Below are 16402 nucleotides of genomic sequence, written 5' to 3'. Positions count from 1 at the left end.
GGGACCGAACGGCGCGGTGCCGGCACCGCGCCTTCAGGCGCTGTCGACGGTCTCCAGCAGGCCCGCCTCGAGCGATCCGTCCAGCAGCGGACGCATCGTGTCGAGTTCGCAGCCGGCGGCGGCGAGCGCCTCCGACAGCGGCCGGCGCCCGTCGAAACCACGCAGCAGCCGCAGCCAGTCCGCGTGGGTCAGGTGGTCGATGACGAACCGGATCCCGCCGTCGACCAGGACGTACGAGGTGTTCGCCTCCGCCGCGTCGTCGAGTACGAGCACGCCCTCGGCGAGGCGGAACACCGAGGTGCCCTCGATCCGTACCTGCGGGAACAGCTCCTGGACCTCGGGGCCCTCGAAGTCCGTGACGCGCAGCTCGTACGGGGCGGGCCCGGACGGGGCCCGGCTGCCCGGGACGTCCACGGCCATCAGGTCGAGGATGCCCAGGTTGACCACGCGCAGCAGCAGTTCGACGTGCCCGGAGCTCTGGTCCCGCTCCAGCCTGCGCAGGGCGCGGTGGATGTTCGCGCCGTCGAGGTACTGGGCGGCACGCGGCGAGGACAGGGCCTGCTCCACGAGCTCGTCGCCGTTCTGCGCGAGCATCCGGGTGAAGGTGCGGTGCGTGTGGCGCACGCCCTCGCCCTCGTAGAAGGCGAGCTTGGGCCGGCTGATCACCTCGGCGGGCAGGATGTCCCGTACGGCCTCGCGGATGACCTGCTTGTCCCAGAACAGCCGCTTGCGGTAGGCGCGCGGCACGGTCGCCAGCAGCTCGATGATCCGGTGGTCCAGGAAGGGCACGCGGGCCTCGACGCCGTTGCCGGAGGCGGTGCGGTCCTCGACCCAGAAGTTGTACTGCTGCATGTCCCGGAACTTCCAGGCCAGGTAGGAGCCGTACGGGTCGTCCACCGCGCCGGGGGCGTACGCGCCGACCGCGTCGTCGCTGAGCAGCGGCAGGTCGGTGCCCTCCCACCAGACGGAGAGGGAGGACTGCGAGCCGAGGGCCTTGCGGCGGGCCATCGTCCGCAGGTTGCCCTCGAAGTCCTCCCAGTCGCCGCCGCCGGAGAGGGCGACGCTGTAGCCGCCGCTGAACTCGTCGGCGCCGGAGCCGAGCAGGATCGCTTTGAGCTCGGGCCGCTCGGCGCGGGCGAAACGATACATCTCGCTCTTGTAGAACTGCTCGGGGCCGCACTGCGGCGTCTCCATCAGCCACAGCAGGCGCCGCCACTCGTCGGGCGAGGGCACCCGGTCGGCCCCGAAGGCCACCTGGTGGTTGGGCAGTCCGAGCAGGTCGGCGGTGGCGCGGGCGTACTGCGCGTCCTTGTTGACGACGGTGGCGCCGGTCAGCGCGGAGAAGGTGTGCAGCCCGGTGTGCGCCGACAGGGCGGTGATGGCCGCGGAGTCGAGGCCGCCGCTGAGGAAGACGCCGATCTCGGCGTCGGCGATCAGGCATTCCCGTACGGAGGAGGCGAGCAGGTCGCCCATGCTCTGCACGAAGAAGCTCTCGGGGAGCGCGTCGGCCTCGGCCGGCGTGGGCAGCTCCCAGTACCGGTGCACGCGCGTCGCGCCGTCACGCAGACTGATGTTGACGATCGCCCCTGAGGGGACATGGTCCACGTCCTTGAACCAGGTCACGGGCTCGTCGTCGCTCATCACGGGCGCGGCGCTGAGCCCCTGGTCGGCGAGGGCGCGCGCCCAGTCGAGCTCGCGCGGGCAGTCGGGGTGCGCGAAGAGCGCCTTGACCTCGGACCCGAAGAGCACGGTGTCGCGGTTGCGGTGGACGAACAGCGGCTTGATGCCGAGCCGGTCGCGGGCGAGCAGCAGCCGCTGCTCACGCAGGTCGATGACGGCGATCCCGAACATCCCCCGCACGTCATCGAGAAAGGCGAGCCCCTTCTCGAGATAGAGATGAAGCAGCACCTCACAGTCGGACTCACTCCGAAAGCGAACCCGCCCCTCGAACCCCTTCCGCAACTCCCGGTAGTTGTAGATCTCGCCGTTCGCCGCGAGGATGACGTTCCCGTCCTCGCTGATGAACGGCTGCCGCCCGCCCTCGGGGTCGATCAGCGCGAGCCGCGTGAAGGACATACACGCCTGCCCGGTGTGGTGGAACTGCATGTCGTCCGGCCCGCGCGGCCGCAGCGCATGGGCCATGTCGCGGAGAATCGCGTCGGCCGACCCCGCGAGGGCGCTTCCGTCGGTGTGGGCGAATCCTGCAATTCCGCACATATGGCTTCCGATTCCCCTGTGACGTGGTGACTGGAGCGGACATGCCACGCCCCCCGGTCCGGGAGGCGTGGCATGTGGGTCGCTACTAGCGGACAGCGGCGACGATGGTGCCCTGGTCGACCTTCTTGGCCTCCGGCTTGATGTAAACCTTCATTTCTTTCACCTCCGCTCGGCGTCAGTGGTCATTTGCTGTTGAAGAGCATCCACCGCCCCGGTGTTGCCCCGGTGGCGCGAGGGTGGCGCCCAGGCGTCCCGGCCCGCGCCGGCGTGTGCGGGGCGCCGGATCACCGAGGCCCGGGCAGCAGAGCGCCCCACCCCCGGGCGTGGGGATGGGGCGCCAAAGGGGGGCGTCAGGACACGTCGGCGCGGATCGCCTTGCCGATCAGACCGTCCGTGTACGTCACCGTCTTCGCTGTGAACGCGCCCTTGCCGGTGATCGCACCGGTCACGTTCTCACCGGGGGCCAGCTGTACCGTGGCGATCTGGTCCTCGTCGGCGGCGAGTTCGGCCATGTGCTTGGTGCCGTTCGTGTCGGTGATCGCGAAGTAGAGCGGGTTCACGTCGATCGGCTTGCTGCTGTTGTTCGTGATCGTGACGGACACGCTGGTGTAGGCGTCGCCCTGCGCGATGATGCTCTTCTTGAACTCCGCCTTCTTCGCCACGACATCGACCGCAGCCTTCTTCTCAGGTGCGGCGGAGGACGGCTTGGACTCGGGGGCCTTCGACGGCGTGGACGTTGCAGCGGCCGGCGGTGCGGCGTCCTTCGCCGTCTTGTCACTGCTCCCACCGTCGAGGACCGCCCCGATGACGCCGAGGAGCACGACTAATCCCACGATGCCCAGACACGAGAAGCCGACGATCTTCCCCGCGCCGGACTTCTTCGGCGGCGGGGGCGGGTAGCCGTACCCGGGCTGCGGCTGGCCGGGCGGCGGGAACTGCTGAGACATGGAAACCCCTACAGGGACGGGTGCGAATCCGGTCACCGTATGGGGACGTGTGCGCGCGGGTGCGGAAATGTCCGAACCGTGACAATCGAACGTTCAACCACCGGCCGCCGACGCGACCGCCATGGGTGGCACCTTCAAGATCGACCCAAGGGTGTGGTCACCCGGCCGGTCACGCAGAAAGTAGGTCAGGCCACCTACTGAATTAGTAGGTGGCCTGACCTGGTACTACAGCGTCGGGGTGGCGGGATTTGAACCCACGACCTCTTCGTCCCGAACGAAGCGCGCTGCCAAGCTGCGCTACACCCCGATCGCCGCCTGGCGGTGTTGCTGTCCTGGCGACATCGATTACTTTAGCGGACCCTTGGCCGGAGACGAAATCCGGTTTTCGCGAGGGGCGCGGCGGGGGCCGTCCGCCGTGACCCGGGCCGGGCCCGGCGCGGGGAAGGCCCAGGTCACGGCGGACGGCGGTGGCTACGCCTTCGGGGTCAGGGTCAGGAGGGTGGCTTCCGGGGGGCAGGCGAAGCGGACCGGCGTGTAGCGGTTCGTGCCGCAGCCCGCCGAGACGTGGAGGTAGGCGCGCTTGCCGTCCGTCTCGTACGTGGAGAGCCCCTTCACCCGCTTCGTGTCCAGGTCGCAGTTGGTGACGAGCGCCCCGTAGAAGGGGATGCACAGCTGACCGCCGTGCGTGTGCCCCGCCAGGATCAGCGGGTACCGGTCCGCGGTGAAGGACTCGAGGACGCGCAGGTAGGGGGCGTGCACGACGGCCATCGAGAAGTCGGCGTCCGCCTCCGGACCGCCCGCCACCCGCTCGTAGCGGTCGCGCTTGATGTGCGGGTCGTCCAGCCCGGTGAAGGCCAGTTCCAGGTCGGGCAGTTTCAGGCGCCCGCGCGTGTTGGTGAGGTTCACCCAGCCCGCCGCGTCGAAGGCGTCCCGCATCTCCTCCCACGGGTTGTGCACGGCGCCGACGACCGGCTTGTTGCCGTTCAGCCCGTGCCGCCCCTGGACCTTCTCGATCAGGTAGCGCCCGGGGTTGCGCAGCCGCGGCCCGTAGTAGTCGTTCGACCCGAAGACGTACACGCCGGGGAAGGACATCAGCGGGCCCAGGGCGTCCAGTACCTCCGGGACGCCCTCGGTGTCGGAGAGGTTGTCGCCCGTATTCACGACGAAGTCCGGGCGCAGGCCGGCCAGCGACTGGAGCCAGGCGCGCTTCTTGTGCTGCCCGCCGACCATGTGGACGTCGGAGACCTGGAGTACGCGCAGCGGGCGCATCCCGGCGGGGAGGACCGGCACGGTGATCCGGCGCAGCCGGAACGACCGCGCCTCGAAACCGGCGGCATAGGCCACACCGGCGGCCCCGACCGCCGCGATCGAAGCCGTGACCTTCAGGGGTACTCCGTAACGCGCACGCATGGCCCCATGGTCGCAGACCCGGAAAACCGGCGGGCGCCACTGCCCCTCCACCTGGCAGACTCAGGTCATGACCACGCTCAAGGCCAAGCTCCAGGAAGACCTCACCACCGCCATCAGGGCGCGCGACGAGCTGCACTCGTCCACGCTGCGCCTGACCCTCTCCGCCATCACCAAGGAGGAGGTCGCGGGCAAGGAGGCGCGCGTGCTCTCCGACGACGAGGTCCTCAAGGTGATCGCCAAGGAGGCGAAGAAGCGTCGCGAGGCCGCGGACGCCTTCGCGCAGGGCGGTCGTCCCGAGCAGGCCGCGCGCGAGACGGCGGAGGGCGAGTTCCTCGACACCTACCTGCCCAAGCAGCTCAGCGACGAGGAGCTCGGCGCGATCGTTGCGCAGGCCGTCGAGGAGGCCAAGGCCGCGGGCGCCGAGGGACCGCGGGCCATGGGTGCCGTCATGAAGATCGTGAACCCGAAGGTGGCCGGGCTGGCGGAGGGCGGCCGCGTCGCCGCCGCCGTCAAGAAGCACCTCGCGTAGACAGATGGATGGATAAATAGAGGGAGGGCCCGCTCGCGCATGGTGCGAGCGGGCCCTCCCTCTTGTTCATGCCGCCTACGGGCCCTCCGGGCCGCCGATGAAGCCCGGTTCCAGGCTGATGTCCGGGAACGGGTTCGTCGGGGTGTTGCCGCCCGTCGCGCCGCCCGTGGCACCGGCTGCCGTCTGGCCGCCGGGGCGGCCGCCCGGCTTGCCGTCGCCGCCCGGCTTGCCGGGCTTCCCCGGCTTGTTCGGGTTCTGGTTCGGGTTCGGGGTGGGACGGCCGCCACCGGCCGGCATCCCGCTCTCCGGGATGGTCACCGTGGTGAAGGGCGGCGCCTCCCGGCCTTCCAGCGCACCCGAGACCGCCTGCTTCCAGATCGGGCCGGGCAGCCCGCCGCCGTAGACCTTGTCGTAGTACTGGCCGCCGATGGTGATGTTCTCCATCGACACCTGCTTCGAGCCGCCCGAGCCGACCCACGTCGCGCCCGCCATGTTCGGCGTGTACCCGACGAACCAGGCGTTGTAGCGGCTGTCGGTGGTGCCGGTCTTGCCCGCGTTCTGCCGGTCGGTCAGACCCGCGGCGGTACCCGTACCGGAGTCGATCACGCCGAGCAGCAGCGTATTGACGGTGTCGGCGGTCTTCTCCGCCATCACGCGGTCGCACTGGGACTTCGGCACGGCCAGTGCCTTGCCGTGCGCGTCGGTGATGGACTCCAGGGCGACGGGGGTGCAGTACACGCCGCGGTTGGCGAAGGTCGCGTACGCGTTCGCCATGGTCAGCGGGGACATGCCCTCGGTACCGAGCGCGATCGCCGGGACCTCGGGGAGCTTCGTGCCGTCGGCCGGGATCACACCGAGCTTGGTGGTCATCTCGGTCACGGGGCAGAGCCCGAGCGCGTTGTCGGAGATCATCTCCACGAAGTACGTGTTGACCGACTTGGCCATCGCGTCCCTCATGCCGTACGGGCCGATCTCGGACTCCGACTCGTTCTCCACCCGGTCGTGCGAGGTGTTGACCCACGGCTTGTCGCCACAGGTCTGCACCGGGCTCGGGTATTCCATGTCGTGAGGGGACGGGTACGTCTTGCCCGCCGACACCCCCCGCTCCAGGGCCGCGGCCGCGACGAACGGCTTGAAGGTCGAGCCGGTCGGGAAGCCGAAGTTCGATCCGCCCATCCGCTTGTCCACGGAGAAGTTGATCTGCGTCTCGTTCTTGCCGAAGCCGTACGGCTTGGACTGGCCCATGGCGAGCACCCGGCCGGTGCCCGGCTGCACCAGGGTGACGGCCGTGGCGACCTTGTCGTCCTGGTTGACGTGGTCCTTGATCGACTCGTTGACGGACTCCTGCGACTGCGGGTCCAGCGTCGTACGCACGGTCAGGCCGCCCTGGTTCCAGAGCTTGGCCCGCTCCTCGCGGGTCTTGCCGAACACCGGGTCGGTCAGGAACGTGTTGCGCACGTAGTCGCAGAAGAAGCCCGCGCCCTTGACCGCGGTGATGCAGCCGTTCTTCGGCCGCGTCACCTTCAGCGTCACCGGCTTCTTCTTCGCCTCGTCCGCCTCGGCCTGCGAGACGTCCTTCATGTCGGCCATCCGCTGGAGGACGACGTTGCGGCGCTTCATCGCCTCCTGCGCGTCGTTCACCGGGTCGAACCGGCTCGGCGACTGCACGACGCCCGCCAGCAGCGCCGACTCGTCCAGGGTCAGGTCCTTGGCTGGCTTGCTGAAGTAGCGCTGAGCGGCGGATTCGATTCCGTATGCCTGCTGGCCGAAGTAAGTGATGTTGAGGTAGTTCTCGAGGATCTTCTTCTTCCCGAGTTCCTCCTCGACCTGGATCGAGTACTTCAGCTCGCGGATCTTGCGGCCCAGGCTCTTCTCCTGGGCCTCGCGCACCTTGGTCTCGTCGTCGCCGGCCTCTTCGACGAACACGTTCTTCACGTACTGCTGCGTGAGCGTGGAGGCGCCCTGCGCGGCTCCGCCCTCCTGCGCGTTGCGGTTGACCGCGCGCAGGATGCCCTTCGCGTCGATTGCGCCGTGCTCGTAGAAACGCGAGTCCTCGATCGCGACGATCGCCTTCTGCATGTACGGGGAGATGGCCGTGAGAGGCACCACCTGCCGGTCCCGTGAATAGACCGTGGCGATCAAGCCACCCTCGGCGTCCAGAATCGTCGTGCGCTGGCTCAGCGGCGGTGTCTTGAGATTGGCCGGGATCTCGTCGAATCCCTCGACCGTGCCCTTGGCGGCGAGCCCCAGGGCGCCTGCGCCCGGGATCGCGATGCCGGCCAGTACAACTCCGGAGAGAACGGACACCCCGAGGAACTTGGCGGCCTGCTGCGGCCCCGTGAGCCCGGCGCCCGAGCGCTTCTTTCCCATGGAGGGCAGCCTACGTTCTCATTCGCCGGACACGCGCGAATGCCTTGGCCTAAGCTGTCCCCAACTGTCACAGCAGTGCGGTGCGACATCAACCCCTCGGCTTGATTTTCACCCTTCCCGAATGGGGTGGACTTATGTCCGAATCTCGCCCCTCACTCTGACGGTCGCGCGTCCAAGGTCCGCCGATTCCACCCGAATTGCCGGAATGGTCGGGCATGTCGCCGGATCACTCCGTCGGGTGATCTGCCGCTTACCCATAGTCCGTTCGGACCATTCAAGATTGGGCCCGTCGGGGGTGTTGCACTGTCCCCGCCTTCCGTAACGTCCTCAACTGGCAGCGGTGAATATGCCGCTACCGCCGTGGGGGAGCCTCGATTCGGGAGAGGACGGCGCCGGGATGGGCTGGGTTACCGACTGGAGTGCGCAGGCAGCCTGCCGCACTACCGATCCGGATGAACTGTTCGTTCAAGGAGCGGCACAGAACAGGGCCAAGGCGGTGTGCACCGGATGTCCGGTGCGGACCGAGTGCCTGGCCGACGCGCTCGACAATCGTGTCGAGTTCGGAGTATGGGGCGGAATGACCGAGCGGGAGCGTCGCGCATTGCTGCGCCGGCGTCCCACCGTCACCTCGTGGCGACGGCTGCTCGAAACCGCCCGCACTGAGTACGAGCGCAGCACAGGCATCCTCACCGTGGATGTCGATGCGGAGATCGACGTTCCGTACGAGACGTACGCGGCAGCCGGGTAGACCCACCCGCGCGGTCCCGCGTACGAACGCCCCCTCACCCGGAGGCATTCGTCGTACGAACGCCTATGCTCCGGCCGGAACCCCGGCCGCGAGTCGCTCTCCGATGGCCCGCAGCCCGGCGAGGTCGTGCACATCGCCGGGCAGGGCGGCCACCTCGGCCACCGCCACCTCGGGGTGCAGCGAGGTGAAGCGATCGCGTGTGCGCTGTTCGCGCGCGATCACCTGCATCCGTTCGGCGTGCAGGCGCAGCAGTCCTGCGGTGATCTCGTCCACGTCGGCATCGGCGTCGGGGTCGGCTCCGGGGTCTGAGTCTGCGTGGGCATGGGCGTCGGCACGGGTATCGGCATCGGGGGAGCCGGTCTCGGTCCCGCTCTCGGGAGTTTCGGGAGTTTCCGTGGCGTCGGCGGCCTCCGCGGCCGCGTCACGAAGTCCAGCTTTCCCGGACTCCTGATCGACAATGCCGCGTTCTTCAAGATTCTCTGCGGCGGCCAACGCCCGCTCTGCGGACAGCTGGTCGGCACCGCTGCCGTGCACCCGGTTCAGTACGAGCCCGGCCAACGGCATCTGTTCCGCGGCCAGCCGCTCCACGAAGTACGCCGCCTCCCGCAGCGCGTCCGGCTCGGGCGCCGCGACCACCAGGAAGGCCGTACCCGGAGCCTGCAACAGCCGGAACGTCGCGTCCGCGCGGGTACGGAAACCGCCGAACATCGTGTCCATCGCCGCCACGAAGGTCTGCACGTCCTTCAGCAGTGAGGCACCCATCAGCTTGCTCAGCGTGCCGGTCATCAGGGACATGCCGACGTTGAGGAACTTCATCCCCGCCCGGCCGCCCACCTTCGCCGGCGCCATCAGCACCCGGATGAACTTCCCGTCCAGGAAGGACCCCAGCCGCTTCGGCGCGTCGAGGAAGTCCAGCGCGGACCGGCTCGGCGGGGTGTCCACGACGATCAGGTCCCAGTCGTCCCGGGCCCGCAGCTGGCCCAGTTTCTCCATCGCCATGTACTCCTGCGTGCCCGCGAACCCGGCCGACAGGGACTGGTAGAAGGGATTGGCGAGGATGGCCTCCGCCCGCTCGGCGTCCGTGTGACCCTCGACGATCTCGTCGAAGGTCCGCTTCATGTCGAGCATCATGGCGTGCAGTTCGCCGCCGTCGACCCCCTTCACCTTGCGCGGGGTGTTGTCCAGCGAGTCGATCCCCATCGACTGGGCGAGCCGCCGCGCCGGATCGATGGTCAGCACGACCACCTTCCGCCCGCGTTCCGCCGCCCGTACGCCCAGGGCCGCGGCGGTGGTCGTCTTGCCGACCCCGCCCGCACCGCAGCAGACGATGATCCGCGTCCCCGGGTCGTCCAGCAGCCGGTCCACGCCCAGCCGCGGCGGAGTGTCCATGCCGATGCCCCCCTTCATGCCCGCGTTTGCAGCCGTACTGGTGCTCGTACGCGTGGTGGCCCCGCTCATTCCTCGCCCGCCTGCTTCCGCAGCTCCGAGGCCAGCTCGTACAGCCCGGCCAGGTCCATCCCCGCGCCGAGCAGGGGGAGTTCGTACGTCGGCACGTCCAGCTGCCCCAGTACGGTGCGCTGCGCGCGCTCCAGCTCCACCCGGCTCGCGTGCTCGGCGGCCTGCGCGAGCAGCGGGTCCACCAGCCGCTCCGCGAGCCCGCCGCGGCGCGCACCGCCCAGGCCCGCCCGGGACAGGGCCTTGGCCACATCCGCGCGGCGCTCGCCGGCGGCGGCGCGCAGGGCGTCCTCGTCCAGGTGATGCGGGCGCACCATGTTGACGACCACCCGCCCCACGGGCAGTCCGGCCGCCTCGAGTTCGGCGATCCCGTCCGCGGTCTCCTGGACGGGCATCTCCTCGAGCAGCGTGACCAGATGGACAGCCGTCTCCGGGGACTTGAGCACCTTCATGACGGCCTGCGCCTGGTTGTGGATCGGCCCGAACCGGGCCAGCCCCGCCACCTCGTCGTTGACGTTCAGGAAGCGGGTGATCCGCCCGGTCGGCGGGGCATCCATGATCACGTGGTCGTAGACGAACCGGCCGGCCTTGTCCTTGCGCCGGACCGCCTCGCACGCCTTGCCCGTCAGCAGTACGTCCCGCAGCCCGGGCGCGATGGTCGTCGCGAAGTCGATGGCGCCGAGCTTCTTGAGGGCGCGGCCCGCGGAGCCGAGCTTGTAGAACATCTGGAGGTAGTCCAGCAGGGCCCGCTCGGCATCGATGGCCAGGGCGAACACCTCCCCGCCGCCCGAGGCGACGGCGATCTTCCGCTCCTCGTACGGGAGCGCCTCCGCCCCGAAGAGCTGCGCGAGCCCCTGCCTGCCCTCGACCTCCACCAGAAGCGTCCGCCTGCCCTCGCGCGCGAGGGCGAGCGCGAGTGCCGCGGCGACCGTGGTCTTTCCGGTTCCGCCCTTGCCGCTGACCACCTGGAGCCTGCTCACAGCGTCTGAGCCTAACCACTCGCCCATCGGGCTGCGCATGAGCCTCCCCCAGCCTACGGCCGGGGGAACCCCACGCTCTCACGCGTTACGCTCGCCCCCATGACCAAGAAGTTCGAATACGCGACGGTCCCGCTGCTGGTCCACGCCACCAAGCAGATCCTGGACACCTGGGGCGAGGACGGCTGGGAGCTCGTCCAGGTCGTACCCGGCCCCAACAACCCCGAGCAGCTCGTGGCCTACCTCAAGCGGGAGAAGGCATGAGCGGCGCTGTCGAGGCGAAGCTGGCCGAGCTCGGCCTGACCCTGCCCGAGGTGGTCCCGCCGCTGGCCACGTACCAGCCGGCCGTGCGGTCGGGCGCGTACGTGTTCACCGCGGGGCAGCTCCCGATGGTCAAGGGCAGCATGCCGGTCACCGGCAAGGTCGGCGCCGAGGTCTCGGCGGAGCAGGCCAAGGAGCTGGCCGCGACCTGCGCGCTGAACGCGCTGGCCGCGGTGAAGTCCGTGATCGGCGACCTCGACAAGATCGCGCGCATCGTGAAGGTCGTCGGCTTCATCGCCTCGGCCCCGGACTTCACGGGCCAGCCGGGCGTGCTGAACGGTGCGAGCGAGCTGCTGGGTGCGGTCCTCGGCGAGAAGGGCGTCCACGCCCGCAGCGCCGTCGGCGTGGCGGTCCTCCCGCTGGACGCCCCGGTCGAGATCGAGATCCAGGTCGAGCTCGTTCCCGGAGCCTGACCCGTACGACTTCCCGTGCAGCCCCCGCCGACTCCCGGCGGGGGCTGTACGTGTTTCCGAGTGCTCGGTTGCAGGCCCGGCCGGGCGGGACGCGGCCTCGGGCAGGGGAGTGGGCCTCGAACATCGGGGCGGATGGCCGTAGCATCCCGCCATGCCCAACGGTGAGCAGGGACAGCAGCAGACACCCGGAGTTTCCGGAGCGCACGGCGCCACCCCCGCCGGGGGCCAGTGGTACCCGCCCGAGTGGCCCGACCGGATCCGCGCGCTCATGGACGGCTCCCTCACCCCGGTGGAGCCCCGGCGCGCCGCGACCGTGATGCTGCTGCGCGACACCCCCGACGGCCCCGTCGTGCACATGCTGCGCCGCAAGGCCTCCATGGCCTTCGCGGGCGGCGCGTACGCCTACCCCGGGGGCGGGGTCGACCCCCGCGACGAGGACCACCTCGTCGGCTGGGCCGGCCCGAGCCGGGAGGAGTGGGCCGCCCGCCTCGCCACCGACCCCCGGACCGCCCAGGCCATCGTCTGCGGCGCCGTCCGCGAGACCTTCGAGGAGGCGGGCGTCCTGCTCGCCGGCGAGACCGCCGACACCGTCGTCGGCGACACCACCGGCGACGACTGGGAGGCCGACCGTACGGCCCTCGTCGCCCGCGAGCTGTCCTTCGCCGAGTTCCTCGACCGCCGCGGCCTGCGGCTGCGCTCCGACCTGCTCGGCGCCTGGGCCCGCTGGATCACCCCGGAGTTCGAGCCCCGCCGCTACGACACCTGGTTCTTCGTCGCCGCCCTCCCCGCGGGCCAGCGCACCCGCAACGCCTCCACCGAGGCCGACCGGACCGTCTGGATCCGCCCCGCGGAAGCCGCCGACGGCTACGACAAGGGCGAGCTGCTGATGATGCCGCCCACCATCTCCACCCTGCGCTCCCTCGAGCCGTACGGGAGCGCGGTCGACGCCCTCACCGCGGCCGCCGCCCAGGACCTGACCCCCGTACTCGCCCAGGCCTCGCTGGAGAACGGCGAACTGGTGCTCAGCTGGCCGGGCCACGACGAGTTCACCAAGCGAGTCCGCCCCGGAGGCACCCCGTGACGAATGCGGCCGCTCTGCCCGGACAGCCCCGCGGAATCGTCACCTCAGGGCCCGCCACCGCCCGCGCGGTCAACATCCTGGCCCCCAACGCCTCGGCGATGACCCTGGACGGCACCAACACCTGGCTCGTCTCGGAGCCGGGCTCCGAGCTTGCCGTCGTCATCGATCCCGGCCCCCTCGACGACGTCCACCTGCGCGCGGTCGTGGAGACCGCAGAGCAGGCGGGCAAGCGGATCGCCCTGACCCTCCTCACCCACGGCCATCCCGACCACGCCGAGGGCGCGGGCCGGTTCGCCGAGCTCACCGGCACCAAGGTCCGCGCCCTGGACCCCGCCCTGCGCCTCGGCGACGAGGGGCTGGCCGCCGGCGACGTGATCCGGACCGGCGGCCTGGAGCTGCGCGTCGTCCCGACCCCCGGCCACACCGCCGACTCGCTCAGCTTCCACCTGCCCGCCGACCGGGCCGTCCTGACCGGCGACACGATCCTCGGCCGCGGCACCACCGTCGTCGCGCACCCCGACGGCCGCCTGGGGGACTACCTGGACTCCCTGCGCCGGCTGCGCTCGCTGGCGGTCGACGACGGCGTGCACACGGTGCTCCCGGGGCACGGACCGGTCCTGGACGACGCGCAGGGCGCGGTGGAGTTCTACCTGGCCCACCGCGCGCACCGGCTCGCCCAGGTCGAGACCGCGGTGGAGAACGGCTTCGTCACCCCCCAGGCCGTCGTCGCCCAGGTCTACGCGGACGTGGACCGCTCGCTGTGGCCGGCCGCGGAATGGTCCGTACGCGCGCAGCTCGAGTACCTTCAAGATCACGGACTGATCCCGGGAGGCCCTGAATGACCACGCTGTTCCTGCTGCTCGCGCTCATCGCCACGGCCGCGTGGATCACCTCGACGGTGACCCTGCGCATGAAGGCCCTCGAACGGCGCTCGGAGCGGCTGGAGCGGCGGCTGGGCCTGGTCCTGGACCACTTCGGCATAGCGGAGCCGGAGCCGGCCGGGCTGGACGACGTACGGGCGCTCGTGCGCGACGGCCGCACGATCGAGGCCATCCGCGTCTACCGGCGCATCACCGGGGCGGACCTGCTCGAGGCGAAGCAGGCGGTCGAGGCCCTGACGGACGTCTGAGCCCCCCCTCAGCGGGGCGTCTTGGTGCCGTGCCGGGCCGTGTACTCGTCCGCGAGCCACGGGCCGAGGTCATCCAGGTACGCGTGCAGCACGGCCGGGTCCTCGGCCGGATCCAGTGCCACCGCGGCCGCGGCCCGCATCTGCGCCGCGCGCTCGGGGTAGTACCGCCCGAAGATCTCCGCGGACTCGGCGAGATCGCTCGTCCAGCCGCCCCACCGGGGCATCACGAGGGTGAACCCCGTGCGCACCAGGTGCCGCGAGAAGTGCCGGCTGAGTTTGCGGTACTCGGCGGGGGTCGACGCGGCTTCCAGCCTGGCCCGCCAGCGGGGCAGTACGGCGGCCAGGTCGCCGTTGGTCTCACGGGCGAGCAGGCTGTCCGGGCGGTAGCGCGGGAGGTGCTCGGCCAGGTCCGCGCCGAGCAGCGGGGTGCACAGGCAGGCGAGGAACCAGCCCAGGTCGTCCCGTTCCTGCTCGCTCAGCAGGGTGTTCTTGCCGTAGAGCAGGATGCCGACGCCGTCGATCTCGGCGAAGTCCTGGTCGAGCCCGCGCGCCAGCACCTCGGCGGTGTCCCGGTCCTCGTCGGCGGCCTCGTGGTGCAGGGCGAGCAGCAGGTCGAGGTCGGAGCGCCCCGGGCGCGCCGTCCCGCGCGGCACGGACCCGTACAGGTAAGCGCTGTGCAGCCGCTGCCCGTACGCCTCGCCGATCCGCTCGCGCGCGGCGGCGACGACCGGCCCGAAGACGCCCTGCACCCGGCCGAGCGACCCCTCGCGCTCGAAGTACCCGTACGGATCCAGCCCTCTGCGCTCCATGCCCCACCCTCCTGTCGCTTGCCCGCGCCACATCCCGCTCGCGCAGCGGCGCCGCACCCGGAAACGGCGGAGGGGCCCCGCCCGACCGGGCAGGGCCCCTCTGTACGAAGCCAAGGCGTCAGCGGGACCGCTTCGCCAGCCGCTCCACGTCCAGCAGGATCACCGCGCGAGCCTCCAGACGCAGCCAGCCGCGGCCCGCGAAGTCGGCCAGAGCCTTGTTCACGGTCTCGCGCGAGGCGCCGACGAGCTGTGCGAGCTCCTCCTGGGTCAGGTCGTGCACGACGTGGATGCCCTCCTCCGACTGCACGCCGAACCGGCGCGACAGGTCGAGGAGTGCCCGCGCCACACGGCCGGGAACGTCCGAGAAGACCAGGTCGGACATCTGGTCGTTGGTCTTGCGCAGGCGCCGTGCCACCGCACGCAGCAGCGCGGTCGCGACCTCGGGCCGGGCGTTGAGCCACGGCTGGAGGTCGCCGTGGCCGAGGCCGAGCAGCTTGACCTCGGTCAGGGCGGTGGCGGTGGCGGTACGCGGGCCGGGGTCGAAGAGCGACAGCTCGCCGATCAGCTCGCCGGGGCCGAGGACGGCCAGCATGTTCTCGCGACCGTCGGGGGAGGTGCGGTGCAGCTTCACCTTGCCCTCGGTCACGACATACAGCCGGTCGCCGGGGTCGCCCTCGTGGAACAGGGCGTCACCGCGTGCGAGGGTCACCTCGCCCATGGAGGCGCGGAGCTCCGCGGCCTGCTCGTCATCGAGCGCCGCGAAGAGCGGGGCGCGCCGCAGAACGTCGTCCACGAGTCTCTCTCCTATGTCGACCAGCTCAGGGGACCGTGCTCCCCATTTTGCCGGACGGCTCAAACAGTGCGATCAATCACAAGGATGCCGGACGTACGGGCGTGCTGTGCGGCGAGAGGCCAATCAGAGTGGTGTTACCTGAGGTCCAGGCGGGTGTCAGCGCCCGGCCTTAGGCTGGCCGGGTGTCCAATAAGCCGGTGAGAGCACAGGCCAAGGGGTCCGCAGGAGTGACGGGCGGCCCAAATTCAGCTGTGGGCGAACAAGCCCCCGAGAAGGCGTCCGGGAAGCCCCGGAAGGCCCCGCCGAGCCCCCAGGGCAAAGCTTCGGCCAAGAAAACGGAATCGCGCCTGGCGATGGTGCGCCGGGCCCGCCGCATCAACCGCGAGCTGGCCGAGCTCTACCCGTACGCCCATCCCGAGCTCGACTTCCGGAATCCCTTCGAGCTGCTGGTCGCCACGGTGCTCTCCGCCCAGACCACCGACCTGCGCGTGAACCAGACGACCCCGGCCCTGTTCGCCGCCTACCCGACCCCCGAGGACATGGCCGCGGCCGTCCCCGAGGATCTGGAGGAGCTCATCCGGCCGACCGGGTTCTTCCGGGCCAAGTCGCGGTCCCTCCTCGGCCTCTCGCAGGCCCTGCGGGACAACTTCGGCGGTGAGGTCCCGGGCCGGATCGAGGACCTCGTGACGCTGCCCGGAGTCGGCCGGAAGACGGCCAACGTGGTGCTCGGCAATGCGTTCGGCGTCCCGGGGATCACCGTGGACACCCACTTCGGCCGACTGGTCCGCCGCTGGAAGTGGACCGAGCAGGAGGATCCGGAGAAGGTCGAGGCGGAGATCTGCGCGATCTTCCCGAAGAGCGAGTGGACGATGCTCTCGCACCGCGTCGTCTTCCACGGCCGCCGGATCTGCCACGCCCGCAAGCCCGCCTGCGGCGCCTGCCCGATCGCCCCGCTCTGCCCGGCGTACGGGGAGGGCGAGACGGACCCGGAGAAGGCGAAGAAGCTGCTCAAGTACGAGAAGGGCGGCCAGCCCGGCCAGCGGCTGAGCCCGCCGCCGGACTACCCGGGCCTCCCGGCCCTGCCGCTGGGAGGCGGCCAGGCGGCCTCCACGGCCTCCTGAGCAAGGGGCGCGAGCGCACAGCACGAGCACGCAGCACGAGCACGCAGCAGGGCCGCGGGCCGCCGACCAGCGGCCCGCGGAG

16 protein-coding genes and 1 tRNA gene are annotated in these 16402 nt (G+C 70.6%); 8 read left to right on the top strand and 9 right to left on the bottom strand.

Annotated features, from left to right (window positions below; all coding sequences use genetic code 11):
• Positions 1-33: 33 nt before the first annotated feature.
• From asnB to OHT74_RS17930, 4 genes are all read right to left on the bottom strand, one after another.
• Entirely contained in the window at positions 34-2217 is a 2184-nt protein-coding gene (gene asnB / locus OHT74_RS17945; protein WP_328620748.1) for an asparagine synthase (glutamine-hydrolyzing), read from the bottom strand.
• 350 nt (positions 2218-2567) lie between these two features.
• On the bottom strand, positions 2568-3164 hold the full coding sequence (locus OHT74_RS17940) for a DUF4352 domain-containing protein (RefSeq protein WP_328620747.1): 597 nt from the start codon (positions 3162-3164) through the stop codon (positions 2568-2570).
• Positions 3165-3397: 233 nt separating this feature from the next.
• A tRNA-Pro gene (locus tag OHT74_RS17935) sits at positions 3398-3471 on the bottom strand.
• 164 nt (positions 3472-3635) lie between these two features.
• Entirely contained in the window at positions 3636-4574 is a 939-nt protein-coding gene (locus tag OHT74_RS17930) for a metallophosphoesterase (RefSeq protein ID WP_266665324.1), read from the bottom strand.
• A 67-nt stretch (positions 4575-4641) separates the two neighbouring features.
• On the opposite strand from OHT74_RS17930, the gene OHT74_RS17925 reads away from it, so the two are divergent.
• On the top strand, positions 4642-5103 hold the full coding sequence (locus OHT74_RS17925; protein ID WP_266627006.1) for a GatB/YqeY domain-containing protein: 462 nt from the start codon (positions 4642-4644) through the stop codon (positions 5101-5103).
• Between the two features lie 75 nt (positions 5104-5178).
• Here OHT74_RS17925 and OHT74_RS17920 read toward each other — a convergent pair whose 3' ends face one another.
• Entirely contained in the window at positions 5179-7473 is a 2295-nt protein-coding gene (locus OHT74_RS17920; protein WP_328620746.1) for a transglycosylase domain-containing protein, read from the bottom strand.
• A gap of 397 nt (positions 7474-7870) precedes the next feature.
• Between OHT74_RS17920 and OHT74_RS17915 the strand changes: the two genes are divergently transcribed.
• On the top strand, positions 7871-8221 hold the full coding sequence (locus OHT74_RS17915) for a WhiB family transcriptional regulator (RefSeq protein ID WP_030299276.1): 351 nt from the start codon (positions 7871-7873) through the stop codon (positions 8219-8221).
• A 63-nt stretch (positions 8222-8284) separates the two neighbouring features.
• Here OHT74_RS17915 and OHT74_RS17910 read toward each other — a convergent pair whose 3' ends face one another.
• Together OHT74_RS17910 and OHT74_RS17905 are read right to left on the bottom strand one after the other, a co-directional pair.
• A complete protein-coding gene (locus OHT74_RS17910; RefSeq protein WP_443047427.1) occupies positions 8285-9628 on the bottom strand; it encodes an ArsA family ATPase in 1344 nt (447 codons plus the stop codon).
• A gap of 47 nt (positions 9629-9675) precedes the next feature.
• Positions 9676-10656: an ArsA family ATPase gene (locus OHT74_RS17905; protein ID WP_266665316.1), complete on the bottom strand. Its 981-nt coding sequence runs from the start codon at positions 10654-10656 to the stop codon at positions 9676-9678.
• 99 nt (positions 10657-10755) lie between these two features.
• On the opposite strand from OHT74_RS17905, the gene OHT74_RS17900 reads away from it, so the two are divergent.
• The 5 genes from OHT74_RS17900 to OHT74_RS17880 all read left to right on the top strand — a co-directional run bounded on the left by OHT74_RS17900 (position 10756) and on the right by OHT74_RS17880 (position 13597).
• Positions 10756-10917 (top strand): DUF4177 domain-containing protein, encoded by a 162-nt coding sequence (locus tag OHT74_RS17900; protein WP_007264966.1) that lies wholly within the window; start codon positions 10756-10758, stop codon positions 10915-10917.
• Complete coding sequence (locus tag OHT74_RS17895) at positions 10914-11387, top strand: RidA family protein (protein WP_266665314.1); 474 nt, start codon at positions 10914-10916, stop codon at positions 11385-11387. Before OHT74_RS17900 ends, OHT74_RS17895 begins: the two co-directional genes overlap by 4 nt.
• A 268-nt stretch (positions 11388-11655) precedes the next feature.
• The gene (locus OHT74_RS17890; protein ID WP_266672835.1) at positions 11656-12468 is read left to right on the top strand and encodes an NUDIX hydrolase; all 813 of its coding nucleotides are present in this window, start codon (positions 11656-11658) and stop codon (positions 12466-12468) included.
• Positions 12465-13310, top strand: coding sequence for an MBL fold metallo-hydrolase (locus OHT74_RS17885; RefSeq protein ID WP_266665313.1), 846 nt, complete (start codon positions 12465-12467; stop codon positions 13308-13310). The genes OHT74_RS17890 and OHT74_RS17885 overlap by 4 nt, the downstream gene beginning before the upstream one ends.
• A complete protein-coding gene (locus OHT74_RS17880; protein WP_266665311.1) occupies positions 13307-13597 on the top strand; it encodes a hypothetical protein in 291 nt (96 codons plus the stop codon). Before OHT74_RS17885 ends, OHT74_RS17880 begins: the two co-directional genes overlap by 4 nt.
• Positions 13598-13605: 8 nt before the next feature.
• Here OHT74_RS17880 and OHT74_RS17875 read toward each other — a convergent pair whose 3' ends face one another.
• Together OHT74_RS17875 and OHT74_RS17870 are read right to left on the bottom strand one after the other, a co-directional pair.
• Positions 13606-14406 carry a nucleotidyltransferase domain-containing protein gene (locus OHT74_RS17875; RefSeq protein ID WP_328620744.1) on the bottom strand — a complete coding sequence of 267 codons (801 nt, stop codon included), beginning with the start codon at positions 14404-14406 and terminating at the stop codon, positions 13606-13608.
• A 118-nt stretch (positions 14407-14524) separates the two neighbouring features.
• Positions 14525-15199: a Crp/Fnr family transcriptional regulator gene (locus tag OHT74_RS17870; protein ID WP_003981529.1), complete on the bottom strand. Its 675-nt coding sequence runs from the start codon at positions 15197-15199 to the stop codon at positions 14525-14527.
• Between the two features lie 353 nt (positions 15200-15552).
• Here OHT74_RS17870 and nth point away from each other — a divergent pair, with 353 nt between their 5' ends.
• On the top strand, positions 15553-16320 hold the full coding sequence (nth, locus tag OHT74_RS17865) for an endonuclease III (protein ID WP_389590642.1): 768 nt from the start codon (positions 15553-15555) through the stop codon (positions 16318-16320).
• Positions 16321-16402: the final 82 nt, after the last annotated feature.

This window comes from Streptomyces sp. NBC_00354, assembly GCF_036106915.1.
Taxonomy (GTDB): domain Bacteria; phylum Actinomycetota; class Actinomycetes; order Streptomycetales; family Streptomycetaceae; genus Streptomyces.
This window is presented reverse-complemented; position numbering and strand designations above follow the sequence as displayed.

What these genes read in the sequence shown, in the direction of transcription:
- OHT74_RS17930 (WP_266665324.1), bottom strand. Translation starts at nt 4,574, where the DNA reads ATGCGTGCGCGTTACGGAGTACCCCTGAAGGTCACGGCTTCGATCGCG.
- OHT74_RS17890 (WP_266672835.1), top strand. Translation starts at nt 11,656, where the DNA reads ATGGACGGCTCCCTCACCCCGGTGGAGCCCCGGCGCGCCGCGACCGTG.
- OHT74_RS17910 (WP_443047427.1), bottom strand. Translation starts at nt 9,628, where the DNA reads ATGAAGGGGGGCATCGGCATGGACACTCCGCCGCGGCTGGGCGTGGAC.
- OHT74_RS17925 (WP_266627006.1), top strand. Translation starts at nt 4,642, where the DNA reads ATGACCACGCTCAAGGCCAAGCTCCAGGAAGACCTCACCACCGCCATC.
- nth (WP_389590642.1), top strand. Translation starts at nt 15,553, where the DNA reads ATGGTGCGCCGGGCCCGCCGCATCAACCGCGAGCTGGCCGAGCTCTAC.
- OHT74_RS17895 (WP_266665314.1), top strand. Translation starts at nt 10,914, where the DNA reads ATGAGCGGCGCTGTCGAGGCGAAGCTGGCCGAGCTCGGCCTGACCCTG.
- OHT74_RS17875 (WP_328620744.1), bottom strand. Translation starts at nt 14,406, where the DNA reads ATGGAGCGCAGAGGGCTGGATCCGTACGGGTACTTCGAGCGCGAGGGG.
- OHT74_RS17940 (WP_328620747.1), bottom strand. Translation starts at nt 3,164, where the DNA reads ATGTCTCAGCAGTTCCCGCCGCCCGGCCAGCCGCAGCCCGGGTACGGC.
- asnB (WP_328620748.1), bottom strand. Translation starts at nt 2,217, where the DNA reads ATGTGCGGAATTGCAGGATTCGCCCACACCGACGGAAGCGCCCTCGCG.
- OHT74_RS17900 (WP_007264966.1), top strand. Translation starts at nt 10,756, where the DNA reads ATGACCAAGAAGTTCGAATACGCGACGGTCCCGCTGCTGGTCCACGCC.
- OHT74_RS17880 (WP_266665311.1), top strand. Translation starts at nt 13,307, where the DNA reads ATGACCACGCTGTTCCTGCTGCTCGCGCTCATCGCCACGGCCGCGTGG.
- OHT74_RS17920 (WP_328620746.1), bottom strand. Translation starts at nt 7,473, where the DNA reads ATGGGAAAGAAGCGCTCGGGCGCCGGGCTCACGGGGCCGCAGCAGGCC.
- OHT74_RS17915 (WP_030299276.1), top strand. Translation starts at nt 7,871, where the DNA reads ATGGGCTGGGTTACCGACTGGAGTGCGCAGGCAGCCTGCCGCACTACC.